19 protein-coding genes and 2 pseudogenes are annotated in these 16,085 nt (G+C 39.8%); 14 read left to right on the top strand and 7 right to left on the bottom strand.

Features of this window, described 5'->3' with window-relative positions; translation table 11 throughout:
- From wecB to AB5443_RS10520, 9 genes and pseudogenes are all read left to right on the top strand, one after another.
- On the top strand, positions 1 to 1,152 hold the full coding sequence (gene wecB / locus AB5443_RS10480) for a non-hydrolyzing UDP-N-acetylglucosamine 2-epimerase (protein ID WP_195408507.1): 1,152 nt from the start codon (positions 1 to 3) through the stop codon (positions 1,150 to 1,152).
- The gene (locus AB5443_RS10485; protein WP_022137837.1) at positions 1,153 to 2,187 is read left to right on the top strand and encodes an EpsG family protein; all 1,035 of its coding nucleotides are present in this window, start codon (positions 1,153 to 1,155) and stop codon (positions 2,185 to 2,187) included.
- A gap of 4 nt (positions 2,188 to 2,191) precedes the next feature.
- Positions 2,192 to 3,313, top strand: coding sequence for a glycosyltransferase (locus AB5443_RS10490; RefSeq protein ID WP_022137838.1), 1,122 nt, complete (start codon positions 2,192 to 2,194; stop codon positions 3,311 to 3,313).
- Positions 3,314 to 3,318: 5 nt separating this feature from the next.
- Positions 3,319 to 4,191: an alpha-1,2-fucosyltransferase gene (locus AB5443_RS10495; protein WP_022137839.1), complete on the top strand. Its 873-nt coding sequence runs from the start codon at positions 3,319 to 3,321 to the stop codon at positions 4,189 to 4,191.
- A 4-nt stretch (positions 4,192 to 4,195) separates the two neighbouring features.
- A complete protein-coding gene (locus AB5443_RS10500; RefSeq protein WP_022137840.1) occupies positions 4,196 to 4,948 on the top strand; it encodes a glycosyltransferase family 2 protein in 753 nt (250 codons plus the stop codon).
- A 100-nt stretch (positions 4,949 to 5,048) separates the two neighbouring features.
- Positions 5,049 to 5,675, top strand: a complete 627-nt coding sequence (locus AB5443_RS10505; RefSeq protein WP_022137841.1) for a sugar transferase — start codon at positions 5,049 to 5,051, stop codon at positions 5,673 to 5,675.
- Positions 5,676 to 6,307: 632 nt separating this feature from the next.
- Positions 6,308 to 6,541 carry a DUF4248 domain-containing protein gene (locus AB5443_RS10510; RefSeq protein WP_277135324.1) on the top strand — a complete coding sequence of 78 codons (234 nt, stop codon included), beginning with the start codon at positions 6,308 to 6,310 and terminating at the stop codon, positions 6,539 to 6,541.
- A 128-nt stretch (positions 6,542 to 6,669) separates the two neighbouring features.
- The gene (locus AB5443_RS10515; RefSeq protein WP_195663992.1) at positions 6,670 to 6,834 is read left to right on the top strand and encodes a hypothetical protein; all 165 of its coding nucleotides are present in this window, start codon (positions 6,670 to 6,672) and stop codon (positions 6,832 to 6,834) included.
- Between the two features lie 4 nt (positions 6,835 to 6,838).
- A pseudogene (locus tag AB5443_RS10520) lies at positions 6,839 to 7,048 on the top strand (N-acetyltransferase); the annotation flags it as partial.
- A 52-nt stretch (positions 7,049 to 7,100) separates the two neighbouring features.
- Here AB5443_RS10520 and AB5443_RS10525 read toward each other — a convergent pair.
- Together AB5443_RS10525 and AB5443_RS10530 are read right to left on the bottom strand one after the other, a co-directional pair.
- Positions 7,101 to 7,160, bottom strand: coding sequence for a DUF6486 family protein (locus AB5443_RS10525; protein ID WP_338128005.1), 60 nt, complete (start codon positions 7,158 to 7,160; stop codon positions 7,101 to 7,103).
- A 76-nt stretch (positions 7,161 to 7,236) separates the two neighbouring features.
- Positions 7,237 to 7,362 (bottom strand): annotated as a pseudogene (locus AB5443_RS10530) (DNA-binding protein); the annotation flags it as partial.
- Between the two features lie 181 nt (positions 7,363 to 7,543).
- On the opposite strand from AB5443_RS10530, the gene AB5443_RS10535 reads away from it, so the two are divergent.
- Together AB5443_RS10535 and AB5443_RS10540 are read left to right on the top strand one after the other, a co-directional pair.
- Positions 7,544 to 8,029 (top strand): DUF805 domain-containing protein, encoded by a 486-nt coding sequence (locus AB5443_RS10535; RefSeq protein ID WP_022137845.1) that lies wholly within the window; start codon positions 7,544 to 7,546, stop codon positions 8,027 to 8,029.
- 103 nt (positions 8,030 to 8,132) lie between these two features.
- On the top strand, positions 8,133 to 8,507 hold the full coding sequence (locus tag AB5443_RS10540) for a RidA family protein (RefSeq protein WP_022137846.1): 375 nt from the start codon (positions 8,133 to 8,135) through the stop codon (positions 8,505 to 8,507).
- Here AB5443_RS10540 and AB5443_RS10545 read toward each other — a convergent pair.
- Positions 8,475 to 9,965 carry a folylpolyglutamate synthase/dihydrofolate synthase family protein gene (locus AB5443_RS10545; protein ID WP_022137847.1) on the bottom strand — a complete coding sequence of 497 codons (1,491 nt, stop codon included), beginning with the start codon at positions 9,963 to 9,965 and terminating at the stop codon, positions 8,475 to 8,477. The two genes, AB5443_RS10540 and AB5443_RS10545, sit on opposite strands and share 33 nt — an antisense overlap.
- A 132-nt stretch (positions 9,966 to 10,097) precedes the next feature.
- On the opposite strand from AB5443_RS10545, the gene AB5443_RS10550 reads away from it, so the two are divergent.
- A complete protein-coding gene (locus AB5443_RS10550) occupies positions 10,098 to 11,423 on the top strand; it encodes a PhoH family protein (protein WP_022137848.1) in 1,326 nt (441 codons plus the stop codon).
- A gap of 111 nt (positions 11,424 to 11,534) precedes the next feature.
- Here the strand turns inward: AB5443_RS10550 and AB5443_RS10555 are convergent, their stop codons facing one another.
- The 4 genes from AB5443_RS10555 to AB5443_RS10570 form a co-directional block, all read right to left on the bottom strand.
- Positions 11,535 to 12,512: a dihydroorotate dehydrogenase-like protein gene (locus tag AB5443_RS10555; RefSeq protein ID WP_277135319.1), complete on the bottom strand. Its 978-nt coding sequence runs from the start codon at positions 12,510 to 12,512 to the stop codon at positions 11,535 to 11,537.
- Positions 12,513 to 12,527: 15 nt separating this feature from the next.
- The gene (locus AB5443_RS10560; RefSeq protein ID WP_277135318.1) at positions 12,528 to 13,202 is read right to left on the bottom strand and encodes a YggS family pyridoxal phosphate-dependent enzyme; all 675 of its coding nucleotides are present in this window, start codon (positions 13,200 to 13,202) and stop codon (positions 12,528 to 12,530) included.
- Between the two features lie 6 nt (positions 13,203 to 13,208).
- Positions 13,209 to 13,688, bottom strand: a complete 480-nt coding sequence (locus AB5443_RS10565) for a DUF4494 domain-containing protein (protein ID WP_005678170.1) — start codon at positions 13,686 to 13,688, stop codon at positions 13,209 to 13,211.
- An 83-nt stretch (positions 13,689 to 13,771) separates the two neighbouring features.
- Positions 13,772 to 14,335 (bottom strand): HdeD family acid-resistance protein, encoded by a 564-nt coding sequence (locus tag AB5443_RS10570; RefSeq protein ID WP_022137851.1) that lies wholly within the window; start codon positions 14,333 to 14,335, stop codon positions 13,772 to 13,774.
- 137 nt (positions 14,336 to 14,472) lie between these two features.
- Here AB5443_RS10570 and tpx point away from each other — a divergent pair, with 137 nt between their 5' ends.
- Both tpx and AB5443_RS10580 read left to right on the top strand, forming a co-directional pair.
- Complete coding sequence (gene tpx / locus AB5443_RS10575; RefSeq protein ID WP_022137852.1) at positions 14,473 to 14,973, top strand: thiol peroxidase; 501 nt, start codon at positions 14,473 to 14,475, stop codon at positions 14,971 to 14,973.
- A gap of 165 nt (positions 14,974 to 15,138) precedes the next feature.
- Positions 15,139 to 16,023: a DUF3078 domain-containing protein gene (locus tag AB5443_RS10580; protein WP_277135314.1), complete on the top strand. Its 885-nt coding sequence runs from the start codon at positions 15,139 to 15,141 to the stop codon at positions 16,021 to 16,023.
- Positions 16,024 to 16,085 lie beyond the last annotated feature (62 nt).

The raw sequence follows: 16,085 nt of genomic DNA on the forward strand, positions 1-16,085 counted from the left end.
ATGAAGAAAATAATGTTAGTTTTTGGCACAAGGCCTGAAGCTATAAAAATGGCTCCGCTAGTGAAGGAGTTTCAAAAATATCCAGAATCAGTGAGAACTTTTGTATGCGTAACAGGTCAACATCGAGAAATGTTAGATCAGGTATTACAACTTTTCAATATCCAACCAGATTATGATTTGAACATAATGAAACAAGGGCAAGATCTGTATGATGTGACTGCTAGAGTTTTGACTGGTATGCGTGATGTTTTAAGAGAAGTCGAACCTGATATTGTACTGGTGCATGGAGATACAACCACATCAACAGCTGCTGCATTGGCAGCTTTTTATCAGCAGATTCCTGTTGGACATGTCGAGGCCGGATTACGAACAAATAATATTTATAGTCCTTGGCCGGAAGAAATGAATCGGCAAATAACGGGACGAATTGCTACTTATCATTTTGCTCCTACTTTGCTAAGTAAGTCTAACTTATTGGGTGAAGGTGTATCGGAGAAACAGATAATGGTGACTGGTAATACAGTTATAGATGCCCTTTACATGGTTGTAGACATGATTAAGCAAAATGATGTTTTAGGTAGACAATTGGCGGAAAGACTGGAACAGGCCGGATATGATGTAGAACGATTGGCACATGGACGGAAACTGGTATTGATAACTGGACACCGTAGAGAAAATTTTGGCGAGAGTTTTATTCATATTTGTACAGCTATAAAACGGCTGACAGGGAAATACCCGGATGTTGATTTTGTGTATCCAATGCATTTGAATCCGAATGTAAGAGAACCTATTCATAAGGTTTTTGATGGCTATTCCACATCAAATATCTTTTTTATTGAGCCGTTAGAATATATAACATTTGTTTATTTGATGGAGAAAAGCGCAATTGTATTGACAGATAGTGGAGGAATACAGGAAGAAGCTCCGGGACTTGGTAAGCCTGTGTTAGTAATGCGTGATACAACGGAACGGCCGGAAGCTTTACAGGCTGGAACAGTGAAATTAGTGGGGACTGATTGTACAAAAATAATAAATGAAGTTTCGTCACTTTTAGATAATAATGATTATTATAATGTGATGCATAAGGCTATTAATCCGTATGGAGATGGAAAGGCATGTAGTAGGATAGTTACAGTATTGAAGCAGGGCTAGATGCAATTTTATATTCTATTTATTTTCATTGTACTTACTTTTTTCTTTTTATCGAGATTTTTTCCGGTAGATAGTAGAAAAGCGTCTTTTTTAGAAATCATAGGATTATTTATTATCGTCTTTATAGGGATATTCCGTTTTGATGTAGGATGGGATTATGTTAATTATTATGATTATATAGATAAAGTGCAGGTGAATCAGATAATAAGGTTGGAACCATTGAGTCAAGCATTCTGTGTTATCGCAATTTTATTTGATAGTCCACCTTTACTTTTTGTCCTTTTCGGATTACCCACTTATTTGATATTTTTCCATTCGTTGAAAAAAAAATCTGTGAATTTTCAATTCTCAATATTGGTATTTCTTGCTTTCTTTTATTTAGAATCATTTACGTCTGTACGCCAAGTACTAGCACTTAGCATAACATTTTGGGGATTTAAGTATGTTTTAAAGCAATCATTTTTCAAGTATGCCCTTGTAGTCTCATTGGCTGCATTATTTCATGCTTCTGCATTAGCTGCATTGTTTATCTATCCCGTTTATCGTTTTTTGAATCTCCGTATGATCGTATTTATTATTCCTACATTATTTCTTGCAAAAGAAATCCTATTCAGAATACTTTATACATTAGGCATATATACTTATTATATAGATAAACTGGAGGACTATACTGGCGGAGGAATTGTCAGATATGTCCAGATAGCTCTATTTCTATCTTTGTTATTATTGAGTTATTTGAGAAGAATAGATGAATCTGAAAATAAATTGTTTACTATAATTGGCATCGCATTATTGTTTCCTTTCATATTGGGACCGTCATTAGGTAGCCGTTTGGGAATGTACTTTCTGATTTATCTTTGCCTTTTAGTTCCTTATGTGTTACAAAAATATTCAATTCAATACAGATTATTTTATGCAATCTGTTTTTTAGGCTATTTCCTGGCTATGGTTTATATTGGTTCTAATAATGCTTTCAAATCGCTTTATGTACCATATCAGTTAATATTTAAGGTAGAAAATATACAATTTAGATAAGAAGATGGAACAAACAGTTCGTTTTTTGGTAATTGATAGTGCATATCCGATTAACACGCGGAATACAAAAATAGCTAATAGCATTTGTGAATATTATAGTGGGAAAGGGATACAAATGTCTTTTTGTGCCTGGAATAGAGAAAATAAGGATATTTCTGCCCTTCCTAATTATAATATATATAAAAAGAATTCTCCCGGGGGGCAACTGTTGAAAAAACTCTTTAACCTGTTTGGATACTTCTTCTATTTAAAAAAGTGCAATATAGAAATTAAACCTCATGTTATTATAGCGTCACATTGGGACATGCTTTTGCTGTCTAGCATCTTTAAAAAGAAGTCGCAAATATTAGTATATGAGAATTTGGATATACCTTCCGTGCCCTCAAAAGTTTTACTAGCTATATTAAAAGGAGTTGAACGTTTAACTTTGAGAAATACCGATATGATTGTGTTTGCTTCTAGATTTTATGAATCGCTATATAAATGCGAAAAATATAGTCATGTGGTATTGGAGAATAAACCAGTTTTTACCGCTTTTCATATAGATAAAAATATGGAATGTGAATCCGGAAAGTTGAATATATCTTATATTGGTGGAGTACGTTATTTGGAAATATTGAAAAATTTGGTTTCTGCAGTAAGAGATAATCCAAATATAAATCTCTATTTTCATGGAGAAGGACATGACCTGAAAGCCTTGAAGAAATATAGTGAAGGAAGTGAAAATATCTATTTTACGGGTCGTTATGAATATGATGAAATAGAGCGTTTTTATCAGAATTCAGATATTGTATGGGCAGCTTATCCTAATAAAGACTATAATGTAAAATACGCTATTTCTAATAAGTTTCATGAATCGCTGTATTATACTGTCCCCTGTGTTTTCTCAGAAAAAACCTGTTTAGGAGATTTAGTGACCAAAAGAGAAATCGGATTTGTGGTTAATCCGTATTCGGTTGAAGAAATACGGGAATTATTAGAAGGAATTGTAGTGAATCGTAAGAATCTATTGTCGGTGAAAAATCGAATGAAAAATTATGCAATAGAAGAAAAAGATTGGGAGAGTCAATTTAAAGATTTTATTAATGAGTTGGAAAAATTGATTGATAAAAATAATAATGTTTAGAGAGAATGAAGATCGTTAAGATTATAGGTGGATTGGGAAACCAGATGTTTCAATATGCATTTTATCTTTCTTTAAAAAAGAAATACCCGGAAGAAGTAATAAAAATAGATACAACTATGTTTGATACTTATGGTCTCCATAATGGATTTGAATTGAAGTTCATCTTTGGTGTAGATGCTGAATATGCATCTCGACAAGATATCAGACGGTTATCTTTTTTCGTGAGATTCTACAAAATACAGAGGGCACTTCGCAAAATGCTACCTACTAGAAAAACTGAATGTATTGAAAAAAATGACTTTGATTTCATGCCAGTAGTTTGGAGTAGTAATGATCGGTACTATGAAGGATATTGGCAAAATCTAAAATATTTTGTGGATGCTCAGGCAGAAGTAAGAGCAGCTTTTACATTCAAAAAAGAACTTCCTAAACGTAATATAGAATTGATAGAGAAGATTCAGAGTACAGAAACTTCTGTTAGCTTGCATATTCGTAGAGGAGATTATTTGAATCATAAATTATTTGGTGGAATTTGTGATATAGACTATTATAAAAAAGCAATAGAATATGTGCTGGAGAATTGTGACACGCCTCAGTTTTATCTGTTTTCTAATGATATAGAGTGGTGTAGGATAAATATACTCCCCTTGGTTAAAGGAAACCCATTGACTTTTGTTGATTGGAATTCGGGGCTTGAAAGTTATATTGATATGCAGCTGATGTCTTGTTGTAGAATAAATATAATAGCTAATAGTTCATTTAGTTGGTGGGCTGCTTGGTTAAATGATTCTTCTGGAAAAATGGTAATTGCACCAAAATTGTGGGCACATTCTCCATGGGGAGCAGAAATACAGTTAAAAAGTTGGCATCTTATTTGAAAAAATGAAAGAGATAGTTTCTATTATTACCCCGTGTTATAATTCAGAACGGTTTATATCTAAAACGATAGAATCAATTTTAAATCAGACGTATCCTTATTGGGAAATGATAATTGTTGATGATGGTTCGCAAGACAATACAAGAGGAATAATTGAAGAATATTGTGAACGAGATTCAAGGATTCGGCTAATTAAATTAAAGGAGAACTCCGGTTCTGCTACTATACCTCGAAATATGGCAATAAAAGAGGCTAAGGGACGATATATTGCTTTTATAGATAGTGATGATTTGTGGAAATCGGATAAACTGGAAAAACAACTTTCTCTCTTTGATACATTAAATGTAGCAGTCGTTTATTCAAATTATGAGAAAATTGATGAATTTGGTAATCGTTGTGGACGAATAATAGTGGCTCCTCAAAGATGCACTTATCATCAATTGCTCTGTGGTAATGTGATTGGGTGTTTAACTGGAATATATGATACTTTAAAAGCAGGAAAACAATATTTTATTTCTGCCGGACATGAGGATTATATTTTATGGCTTTCTATTTTACGAAAAGGTTATTTGGCTGTGAATACTCAAAGTTGTTTGGCGGAATATAGAGTCAGAAAAAATTCTTTGTCTTCAAATAAACTGAAGGTTCTATCTTGGGTTTGGAATATTTATATGAATATTGAGAAATTGGGATATTTTCGGAGTTCTTTCTATTTCATTAATTATGCGATTCGTGGTATTTTTAAATATATGAAATAAATAGTTTCAGGAAAAAATATAGTTAATAATATTACTTGTATAGTTGTAGATATCGTATACATGTTTGGGTATTTACGTTTAATTTTCTAATCAAATTATTATGGGGTATAGTGAGGAATTCATTCCGGACGGAATGAATGCTTTTGAGCGTAATGTAAAGCGAATTGGGGACTGCATAGTTGCAGCAGTTTTAATGGTTGTTTTTTCTCCGCTATTTTTAATTTGTTATATAGCTGTGAAACGGGAGGATGGTGGCCCGGCTATATTCAAGCAAGAACGTATCGGGCGTTTCGGCCGACCGTTTAATATCTATAAATTCCGCAGTATGCGATTGGATGCAGAGTCGGCAGGTCCCAGACTTTATGCCGGAGGAAGAGATGGGCGACTAACAGATATTGGAAAATTTCTTCGTGAACATCATTTGGATGAACTACCGCAGCTATGGAATGTTTTCTGTGGAGATATGGCTTTCATCGGACCTCGTCCGGAACGGAAGTTTTATATTGATCAAATTATAAAGCACGATCCGCGTTATCAATACTTGTATCAGATTCGGCCGGGAGTAACTTCTTATGCAACTTTGTATAATGGCTATACAGATACAATGGATAAGATGTTGCGTCGTTTGCGGTACGATTTGTTCTATTTGCAACATCGTTCCTGGTGGTTTGATTTTAAGATATTGGTGAAGACTTTCTTGAATATATGTTTTGGCAAGAAGTTTTAGATATATGGAACAATTGGAAAAAGAAAGGGGATAAAATATAATGTTGAGATGTAATTGGTACTAAGAATGTTTGTATGTGAGATGAAAAAAATGTAGGTCCCTAGCTTCATGCTGTAACAAGCATGATTCTCCTACATTGTAGATTAGAAATTGTACGACGGTACATTTCTAATTTGCGCCCTGCCATCGGAGGCTAAAGCCGATGTGAATTTCCCACTATATCAACTGTCTGTGAAGATCGTTGATATATTATTATATTTCTGCTTTGGCAAGAAGTTTTAGATATATGGAATAAATTAGAAAATAAAAGGTATAAAATATAATGTTGAGATGCAATTAAAACTAAGAGTGTTTGTATGTGAGATGAAAAAATGTAGGTCCCTAGCTTCATGCTGTAAAAAGCATGATTCTCCTACATTGTGAATTAGGAATGTACGACGGTATATTTCTGATTCACGCCCTGTCATCGGAGGTTAAAGCCGATGTGAATTTCCCACTATATCAACGGTCTGCGAAGATAGTTGATATATTTTTTTATACCCCTTGTTGTGTGGAATAATAATGAATGTATTCTTTGGCTGGTTGTCAGAAATTTTGTATCTTTATAGCTGTAAATCAAGTATAAAGAAACGATGGAACATCCTGATTTTATAGTGAAATGTTATAATAAACAAGAGTTGGCTCAAATGTGTTTTCCTGATTTATCCGTTCGGGCTTCGGTCAATAAATTGCGGCGCTGGATGCGGAAGTGCAAGCCGTTGATGGAAGAAATACTGGCTACTGATTTTCATCCGAAAACGAAGGCGTTCTCCGTGAGAGAGGTACGGCTTATCACTTATTATTTAGGAAGACCGGGAGATTTGTAGTAATATAAATTTCAGTATACACTTATTTATTAGTATAAGAATGTAGTTCATAAGGAAAAAGAAGGTTTTATGGAGATATTTTGGCTTTTCTATAGAAAAGAAGTAACTTTTTACTAAAAATAAGATCTATGGCTATAACAATAAAAAGTATTCCAGTTTTGGAAGGAGGGACAGCGGAGGAATTTATCCGCCGTGCGGAAAAGAATGCTTCTAAAGCGACTCCGGTCTTGTCCACAAAATCCAAGAAACGTCTTCAGACTGTTCTAGAAAAATCTAAAACGTTTAAGTTTTAGGAATATGGAGACTGATTTTTCACTTTATGATAATTGTGCTATGCTTTTGTATAACAAAGAAGTTAGAGAGAATTGCGTGCCTTTTAATTGTGGAGAATCAGATTTGGATGATTTTTTTCTGAATGATGCAGAATTGTATGCAGAAGAACTTTTAGGTAAGACTTATTGTTGGATAACAGTAGAAAAACCTCATCGTTTGGTTGCGTTTTTTACTTGATCTAATGATAGTATAAAGACTCGTTTTTATCTTCTAGTTCTAAAGAAGGTTATTGTCCTACGCAGGACGTCACACCGATGGCTGAGATGATAGACGTCGCAATGGTCACGATAAACTGGAGAATGTTTTCCAAAGTTGCTTTTTCATACTGTTTTAATTAAAAATGGATAATTGGTAATTAATAATTAGGCTGCCGGAGCCGGAGTTTCACCGCCATCATCCTTGCCGCCATCGTCGGGAAGTGGCTCTTCGTCCGAATTGGTGGAGGCATCACTTTTATACAGCGAGTAATCCAACGTTTTGCACAATTTGAATGGGAAACAGTGCTGCAATGGGATGGCGTGATTTTGTGAATAGTATCGGGAATGAGACATTTTTTTAATATTTCAGGCGATTTCCTTTCTTTATTTAATTTATTTTATATCTTTGCTTTCTATATAAGAGGAACACGAATGAAGACTCACTTATTTATTCATATAAATTTAATAAATTATGTTCAAAGCTCCTTTTTCTTTTGACGGACGTATTCGTAGAATCGAGTATTTCCTGTCTGGTATCATTGGTGGTATCGTTTCAAGTATCGCATGGGCACTGGGTGTGGGCACATTCATTATGGGTGCGGCTAGCGGTTCGGCCGGCGGTTCTGTCATCGGTTTATTGATTGGTCTTGCAGCTTTGGTTGCTTCCGTGTGGTTCTCTTTGGCACAGGGAGTGAAGCGCCTGCATGACTTGAATAAATCCGGTTGGTTGATTCTGCTGTGCTGTGTTCCTATCGTAGGCTGGATTTTTGCGTTGTACATGCTGTTTGCCGACGGTACGGTAGGCCCTAATCCTTATGGCGAAGATCCTAAAAACCGTATGCCATATCAGGCACAACCAACTTCTGTGAATGTGACAGTAAACGTTTCGAGAGAAGAAGTGAAAGTGGCGGAACCTGTTGCTCCTGCCGTAGCTCCTGAAGAAGAAAAAGCAGAATAAACTTTTTTAAGAAGAAATAGTGAAGCCTCTTGCGAAATTCGTTTTGCGAGAGGCTTTTTTTTACTATCTTTGAAAGTCAGTAAAACAGAAAACAGAAATAAATATGAAAAAAGTAATTTGCAGTGAGAAGGCGCCCGGAGCTATCGGGCCTTACAGTCAGGCGATAGAAGCCAATGGAATGGTATTTGTGTCAGGTCAGTTGCCTATTGATGCCGCTACAGGAGAGATGGCGGAAGGGATTGAAGCACAGGCACGCCAGTCGTTGGAGAATATGAAACACATTCTTGAAGAAGCAGGATTGACAATGGCAAACATTGTCAAAACTACTGTCTTTCTTCAGGATATGTCCCTGTTTGCGGGGATGAATGGTGTGTATGCCACCTATTTCGACGGAGCTTTTCCGGCACGCTCGGCGTTTGCCGTAAAAGCCCTGCCAAAAGATGCGTTAGTAGAGATTGAGTGTATCGCGGTTCGCTAACAAGTCTGCGACAATGAAACTGCTGCCCCCCACGAAGATAAGGTCTTTTGGGGGGCAGTTCTTTTTAGCTGCCTGCACGGCATCCACTACAGTAGGGTAGGATGTTCCTTTTAGTCCGGCTTCTTCTGCCAGTTCCATCAATTCATTTTCCGGCAGCGCACGCTTCACGCTTGCTTTGGTGAAGTAGTAAGTGGCATCTTTCGGCAACACTTGCAGGGCGCCGCTGATATCTTTATCATTGACCATACCGAATACGATATGAATATCCTTGTCGAAAGTTTTGCGGATAGCATCGAGCTGTACGCGGATATATTCGATTCCGTCGACGTTGTGTCCCGTGTCACAGATAATGTCCGGATAGCTGTGTACTTTCTGCCAACGCCCCATCAGGCCGGTGAGTCGACATACATTGGCAAAACCTTCTAAACAGTTCCGCGGCGTGATGTTGTAGTTCAGATGGGTCAGGGCTGCAAGAGCCTTTAGAGTGGTGTGCATGTTTTCGAATTGGTAAGCCCCGCTCAATTCGCTGAAAAGTCCGGAAGGAAACATGTTATTGAGGATCCTGATGGCATCTTTTCTTCTGTCGAGTATTTGGTCTATCGCACGTATACTGTTTACTGTATCTAACATGGCTAGTAGTTGCCGGATTTGATTTTTCTTTTCTTCCGACAGTCCGTCTGTTTCTTCGACTATTTTGTATGCTTTCTTTATACTTTTGTCCATTCCTGTTCTTATTTCCTGCAACCTCGAATAAGGAAGTATTTCCATGCTCCAGTGTTGGGGAACCTTGCCGGCAAATTCGATGGGCGCATTCTTTTCTTTTGCTTTCATGGTGAACACACGTTTCACCGCTCCTTGGGCTCTGCCGATAATGACCGGAACGCCTTCTTTGATGATGCCTGCTTTCTCTTTGGCAATCTTCGTCAGCGTGTCACCCAGATATTGGGTGTGGTCAAGACCGATATTGGTGATGACGCATAAATCCGGATGAATGATGTTCGTACAGTCCAGTCGCCCGCCCATACCTACTTCGATTACAGCCACATCCACTTTCTGATCGGCAAAATAACGGAATGCCATAGCAGTGGTCAGTTCAAAAAAGGAAGGGTGCAGCGGTTCGAAGAAAGCGCGGTGCTCTTCCACGAAATTGACTACATATTCTTCCGGTATCATCTCGCCGTTGATGCGGATGCGTTCGCGAAAATCAATCAGATGAGGAGAGGTGAATAATCCGACCCGGTAGCCGGCGCACTGCAATACCGCCGCGATAGTATGTGAGCAAGAACCCTTTCCGTTCGTTCCTGCGATATGTATCGTCTTGAATTGTCGATGGGGATGCCCGAAATGCTCGTCCAATTTGTGTGTAGTCTCTAATCCCGGCTTATATGCTTTGCTTCCTATTTGCTGAAACATAGGTACACTTTCATATAAGTACTTTAAAGTGTTCTGATAGTCCATGTTTTATAAAATTTAACTCCGGGCAATCTTTATTGCCCGTTAATTTGTTTATCTTTAGAACCGTCAATCTTACCGTATATGCGGGATTGGCGATTTGAGATTGCAAATATCAACATTTAAATCTAAGAAATCATGGGAACTAAGAAAAATTTTGTACTAGACACAAATGTTATTCTTCACGACAGTAATTGTTTGAAGAATTTTCAGGAAAATGATATCTATCTCCCTCTTGTTGTACTCGAAGAACTGGACAAGTTCAAGAAAGGGAACGAGCAGATCAATTTCAATGCCCGTGAGTTTGTACGCGAACTGGACGTGCTGACCAGTGACGAACTTTTCACTGACGGAGTGAAACTGGGCGAAGGCTTGGGACGTCTGTTCGTGGTGACCAGTAAGGTGGAAGCTACCAAAGTGTGGGACTCTTTCCCTATCAAGAAACCCGACCATCTGATTCTGGCGGCGACTGAGTACCTGACCACCAAATATCCGGATATGAAGTCTATCCTGGTGACTAAGGATGTGAACTTGCGCATGAAAGCCCGCTCCATCGGTCTGCTTTGCGAAGATTATATCACGGATAAGGTAGCCAACGTGGATATTTTCGAGAAGTCCAATGAAATCTTTGAAAATGTAGATCCGGCATTGATCGACCGTATCTATTCTTCTAAAGAAGGTATCGACCTGAGCGAGTTTGACTTTAAAGACCTGATTCATCCTAATGAATGTTTCGTGTTAAAGAGCGACCGGAATAGTGTGTTGGCACGTTACAATCCTTTCACGCATTCTATCTGCCGGGTGATGAAAGGCAAGAATTATGGAATCGAACCCCGTAATGCCGAACAGAGCTTTGCTTTTGAGATTCTGAACGACCCGAACATCAAACTGGTGGCACTGACCGGAAAGGCGGGGACAGGTAAGACATTGCTGGCTTTGGCAGCCGCTTTGGGCAAGTTGGCGGACTACAAGCAGATTTTGCTGGCACGTCCTATTGTAGCGCTTTCCAACAAGGACATCGGTTTCCTGCCGGGAGATGCACAAGAAAAGGTTGCCCCTTATATGCAACCGTTGTTTGACAACCTGAACGTGATTAAGCGTCAGTTTGCCGCCAGTTCTACGGAAGTGAAGCGTATCGAGGATATGCAGAAAAGCGAGCAACTGGTGATTGAGGCGCTGGCATTTATCCGTGGACGTAGCTTGAGCGAGATGTATTGCATTATCGACGAAGCGCAGAACCTCACTCCGAATGAGATAAAAACGATTATTACCCGTGCCGGTGAAGGCACGAAGATGGTGTTTACGGGGGATATTCAGCAGATTGACCAACCGTATCTGGATAGTCAGTCCAATGGTCTGGTATACATGATTGACCGCATGAAGGATCAGAACCTCTTTGCACACGTCAACCTGTTGAAGGGTGAACGAAGCGAGTTGAGCGAGTTGGCTAGTAACTTGATGTAATAACGAAAAATAAAATAGGCACGGATTACACGGATTTCACGGTTTTTCCAATTATCTTAAACCGCGTAATCTGTGTAATCCGTGCCTGATTTTTGCCTTTTACTTTTCCGCTTATTCTTTCTTTCCGAAATATTTCAAGAATTGCGTACGTTCGAAGGTATTGATACCTTTCACATCCTTCGTATTCAGTTTGCCTTTGAACTGGGCGATGCTGTTGAACCCTTTCCGTGCCATCCATGCAGAGAGGAAACGGTTGGCTTCTCCAATGAATGCGTTCGTATTCTGATAAATCGCACTACAAACTTCTACGGCCGATGCGCCGGCAAGAATCGCTTTTAATACAGATTCCGCATTGGCGACGCCACCGGATGCCGCATAGTCGATTTTGTCTACTGCGGCCGACGCGATTCCAATCCAGCGGAGCGGAGTGGCGAGGTCGGAAGCATTGCTGAATACTTCACCGGAGATATGCTCCAGTTTCTCGATATTGATGTCCGGCTGATAGAAACGGTTGAAGAGGACAACTGCTGCCGCACCGTTCGCGTAGAGCTGGTCGATCAGTGCTACGGGATTTGTCAGGTTGTCGCCCAGTTTCATGATAACCGGAATGCTGATTGTCTTTTTGATGTGGCGGAGAATATCAATGTGGCGTTGCTCGAAAGAACCATACGTATATTGTACGTCCGACTGCAACGCGAGGATATTGATTTCCAATGCGTCGGCGCCGGCTTCTTCGATTTGCTTGGCAAAGTCCACCCATTCGGAATCAGTGTAGCAGTTGATGCTGGCAATGATGGGAATAGGGCAAACCTTCTTGCTCTCCTTAATCAAAGTCAGGTATTCGGACAACTTGTGTTCACGGATATACTCTTCCAGATAATCGCTGCCTTCAGCAGAGAAAGCCGGATCACGCAGTTGTTCCGCTTCCAGCATAATCTGTTCTTCAAACAGTGATTTCAGGACGATAGCGCCGGCACCTTCTTCGGCCAGCTTTTTATTTTTGCCGACACTGTTGGTCAGTCCCGAGCTACTGATAATGATAGGGTTTCTGAGAGAAAGCCCTGCGAAAGTAGTTTTTAAATCGGTCATGGTCATAATGATTGGTTAAATATTATAATTGCGTTCTCCGAAAATCTTGCTTCCCACCCGTACCAAGGTACTTCCTGCGGCAATGGCTTCGTGATAATCGTGTGACATTCCCATTGATAATTCCCGGAAATCATCCGAGCCGGCGAACCAAGTTTCTTTGATCTCATTGAAGAGCTTATCAAGTAAACGGAATTCCCGGTTGATTTGTTCAATATTATCAGTGTTGCTGGCCATTCCCATCAACCCGCAGATGTGCACGTGGGTCAGTTCTTTCCATTCTCCGGCGTTCAGCATCTCCTTGCATTCTTCAGGACTGAAACCGAATTTCGTTTCTTCCTGCGCTACGTGTATCTGCAACAGGCAGTTGACGGCGCGTCCTGCTTTGACAGCCTGCTTGTTGACTTCCGCCAGTAATTTGTAAGTGTCAATTCCATGTATCATCGCTACGTATGGTATCATGTACTTGATTTTATTACTTTGCAGGTGTCCGATAAAATGCCATTCGATGTCTTTGGGCAAACTTTCGTATTTAGCTGTCATTTCCTGCACTTTGCTTTCTCCAAAAATACGCTGTCCCGCCTGATATGCTTCTTCTATCGCTTCATTGGGATGGAATTTTGAGACAGCAACCAGCCGGACTCCTTGCGGGAGTTCGGCCAGAACTTGCTTTAAATTGTCAGCAATACTCATTGTTACTTATGCTTTTGACGGATCAAACTCCGGTTTGTCATTCGGGCCGGCACTGTAAGGATATACGTCCATCAGCGGTGTCTCGGACACCATGCCGATTTGATAATCCGCCATTGTTCCCTTCATGCCCTCGTCCAGTTTCTTCACTGCGTCACGCAAGTCGGCAGCCTGTACCAGTACTTGTGTGGAAGTCTTCTTCTCCGCACCGCTTTTTTCATCCAGTGTGATGAAAATAAGTTTGCATTTGAACCAGCGGTCGGCACTTTCTTCGTCGCTGGGGAAAAGTTCGCTATAGTTGGCACGTTTGATGTCAGAAACGGTAAACTCGCCCGAAATAAACGGAGTCATTTCTTCGATGATGCGTGCTTCGGCTTCTGTAAAGCTAAGCGCGTCAACGAGATAAGGTTCGGTTACTTTTTTCTGCATTCCGTTCTCCATTACTTTCTCATAACGGATTTTACATTCAAACCATGTATGCATTGCCATAATTTTCTTCCTTTTTAATTAATTGATTTATGTAAATTGCCTACAAAGATAAACAAAATACCAAAGTAAGTGCCGAAAGATTTTTATTTTCTTTTATGCAGATTTTTTAGTTCAAATGAAAGCATGATGCGGAAAAGTCCGATAATGAGGAAAGTAAAAGAAATCATGTACACTGCGTAGAGTGCTCCGACGGCAGGTTGCCACAATATCAGCAGCGAGCAGAGGATGGCGAGGATACCGAAAGCCATATACCAGCCCCAGTCGCGGGTGCCGTAACGTTTCAGGTCGATGGAGTAGCCGGTAGAGGAGAAGCCGCGGAACATCAGCCAGAAGGCTATGATGAACGGAATAACTTCCATACTGACCAACGGATAGGCAACCAGGTAGATACCCAGAACGAGGTCGATCAGCCCGCCTACGACATACCATCCCCAACTGGGCACACCTTTCTTATTACTAAGGGCAAAGATGATTTCCAATATACCGCTTATCAGCATGGATACGCTGAAAACGATGCTGAGAGCTACATAGCTGCTCAAGGGGGAGAACATGAGCCAAAGGGCTACAATAATATACACGACACCTAAAAGAAGGGAAGTCCACCAGTTTTTTACCGAGTGTTGAATCTCATTAAATACAGTTTCCATACATTTTATTTTTTAAGTTGATTACTAAAGTGATTTCGTTGTGGAATAACAATCTGCATTTAGAAATGTTTCTTCGTGAACATTTTTTGGGTAATAGTTGTTTTCTATATAAAGTAAATTTTAAATATAAAAGCATTATGGCAACAACAAATTTCAAAGGACAACCGGTGAAACTGATCGGTGAATTTATACAAGTAGGTAAAGTCGCTCCTGACTTTGAATTGGTAAAAACAGATTTATCTTCTTTCTCCCTGAAAGACTTGAATGGTAAAAATGTGATTCTGAATATTTTCCCGAGTCTGGATACAAGCGTATGCGCTACGTCTGTACGTAAGTTTAACAAGATGGCTGCCGGTATGAAGGATACAGTGGTGCTGGCTATCTCTAAAGACCTTCCGTTTGCGCACGCTCGTTTCTGTACGACCGAAGGCATCGAGAACGTGGTTCCATTGTCGGATTTCCGCTTCTCTGATTTTGATGAAAGCTACGGTGTACGTATGGCTGACGGCCCATTGGCAGGACTTTTGGCACGTGCGGTAGTCGTAATCGGCAAAGATGGCAAAGTGGCTTATACGGAACTCGTTCCTGAAATTACACAGGAGCCTGACTATGACAAGGCACTGGCAGCGATAAAATAATATAAGTATTAAGTATAAAATAATAATTGCGGCTGACAAGTGATTGCGGCTGGTACTTATCTAAAGATTTTGACCTAATGAGAACTGGTAATGAGTTTGGTATCTCGCCAAACTTATGTTCTTGTTAGGTTGTGTTTTTTTCTACACTAAACCTCTACAATTATCATGAACAAGATGAAAACTCTATTCATCGCCCTGTCATGTATGGGCGCTGGAACTCTTTCGGCTCAGACTGCCGATAGTACACAAACTTCTCCCTGGACTAAAGAAGGATTTGCCGGGCTGAAACTGACACAGGTCAGCCTTACCAACTGGGCCGCCGGTGGTGACAATTCCGTAGCTTTTGACTTACAAGGTACTTACCAGATTAATTATAAGAAAGGAAAGCATTTGTGGAACAACCGTATCGAACTGGCTTATGGATTGAATAAGACCGGCGATCAGGGTACAAGAAAGGCGAATGATAAAATCTATCTGAATACGAATTATGGTTATTCCATTGCCAAGAATTGGTATGCGAGTGCGTTTGCCACTTTTCAGACCCAGTTCTCTCCGGGATATGACTATTCGGTCAATAAGGATGTTTCTATCTCCGAATTTATGTCTCCGGGCTATCTGACTACGGGTTTGGGCTTCACGTATGATCCGGGCAAGATATTTACGGTCGTATTGTCTCCTGCTTCCTGGCGTGGCACATTTGTCCTGAATGACCGTCTATCTGACGAAGGGGCTTACGGGGTTGACCCCGGCAAACATTTGCTGTCCGGTTTCGGAGCTAACCTGAAAGGGGAAGTGAAATATGAATTCCTGAAAAATATGACTGTATATTCACGTCTGGACTTATATTCCGATTATCTGCATAAACCTCTGAATATAGATGTCAACTGGGAAGTGCAAGTGAATATGATTATCAATAAGTGGTTCTCAACTACATTGACCACTAACCTGATGTATGACGATGATGTGAAGATTACGCAAAAGGACGGTACGAAAGGTGCACGTGTGCAGTTCAAGGAAATATTGGGAGTGGGAGTACAATTCAACTTCTAAAATAAAAGAAAAGATTCAGGCACGGATTTCACGGATTAACGCGGTTGTTTAATGATATATTT

The organism is Bacteroides sp. RTP21281st1_H5_RTP21281_210402, from assembly GCF_040918965.1.
In the GTDB taxonomy this organism is placed as follows: Bacteria; Bacteroidota; Bacteroidia; order Bacteroidales; family Bacteroidaceae; genus Bacteroides; species Bacteroides congonensis.

What these genes read in the sequence shown, in the direction of transcription:
- AB5443_RS10560 (WP_277135318.1), bottom strand. Translation starts at nt 13,202, where the DNA reads ATGAGTATTGCTGACAATTTAAAGCAAGTTCTGGCCGAACTCCCGCAA.
- AB5443_RS10535 (WP_022137845.1), top strand. Translation starts at nt 7,544, where the DNA reads ATGTTCAAAGCTCCTTTTTCTTTTGACGGACGTATTCGTAGAATCGAG.
- wecB (WP_195408507.1), top strand. Translation starts at nt 1, where the DNA reads ATGAAGAAAATAATGTTAGTTTTTGGCACAAGGCCTGAAGCTATAAAA.
- AB5443_RS10505 (WP_022137841.1), top strand. Translation starts at nt 5,049, where the DNA reads ATGGGGTATAGTGAGGAATTCATTCCGGACGGAATGAATGCTTTTGAG.
- AB5443_RS10570 (WP_022137851.1), bottom strand. Translation starts at nt 14,335, where the DNA reads ATGGAAACTGTATTTAATGAGATTCAACACTCGGTAAAAAACTGGTGG.
- AB5443_RS10540 (WP_022137846.1), top strand. Translation starts at nt 8,133, where the DNA reads ATGAAAAAAGTAATTTGCAGTGAGAAGGCGCCCGGAGCTATCGGGCCT.
- tpx (WP_022137852.1), top strand. Translation starts at nt 14,473, where the DNA reads ATGGCAACAACAAATTTCAAAGGACAACCGGTGAAACTGATCGGTGAA.
- AB5443_RS10490 (WP_022137838.1), top strand. Translation starts at nt 2,192, where the DNA reads ATGGAACAAACAGTTCGTTTTTTGGTAATTGATAGTGCATATCCGATT.
- AB5443_RS10510 (WP_277135324.1), top strand. Translation starts at nt 6,308, where the DNA reads ATGGAACATCCTGATTTTATAGTGAAATGTTATAATAAACAAGAGTTG.
- AB5443_RS10550 (WP_022137848.1), top strand. Translation starts at nt 10,098, where the DNA reads ATGGGAACTAAGAAAAATTTTGTACTAGACACAAATGTTATTCTTCAC.
- AB5443_RS10515 (WP_195663992.1), top strand. Translation starts at nt 6,670, where the DNA reads ATGGCTATAACAATAAAAAGTATTCCAGTTTTGGAAGGAGGGACAGCG.
- AB5443_RS10485 (WP_022137837.1), top strand. Translation starts at nt 1,153, where the DNA reads ATGCAATTTTATATTCTATTTATTTTCATTGTACTTACTTTTTTCTTT.
- AB5443_RS10500 (WP_022137840.1), top strand. Translation starts at nt 4,196, where the DNA reads ATGAAAGAGATAGTTTCTATTATTACCCCGTGTTATAATTCAGAACGG.
- AB5443_RS10580 (WP_277135314.1), top strand. Translation starts at nt 15,139, where the DNA reads ATGAACAAGATGAAAACTCTATTCATCGCCCTGTCATGTATGGGCGCT.
- AB5443_RS10565 (WP_005678170.1), bottom strand. Translation starts at nt 13,688, where the DNA reads ATGGCAATGCATACATGGTTTGAATGTAAAATCCGTTATGAGAAAGTA.
- AB5443_RS10545 (WP_022137847.1), bottom strand. Translation starts at nt 9,965, where the DNA reads ATGGACTATCAGAACACTTTAAAGTACTTATATGAAAGTGTACCTATG.
- AB5443_RS10555 (WP_277135319.1), bottom strand. Translation starts at nt 12,512, where the DNA reads ATGACCGATTTAAAAACTACTTTCGCAGGGCTTTCTCTCAGAAACCCT.
- AB5443_RS10495 (WP_022137839.1), top strand. Translation starts at nt 3,319, where the DNA reads ATGAAGATCGTTAAGATTATAGGTGGATTGGGAAACCAGATGTTTCAA.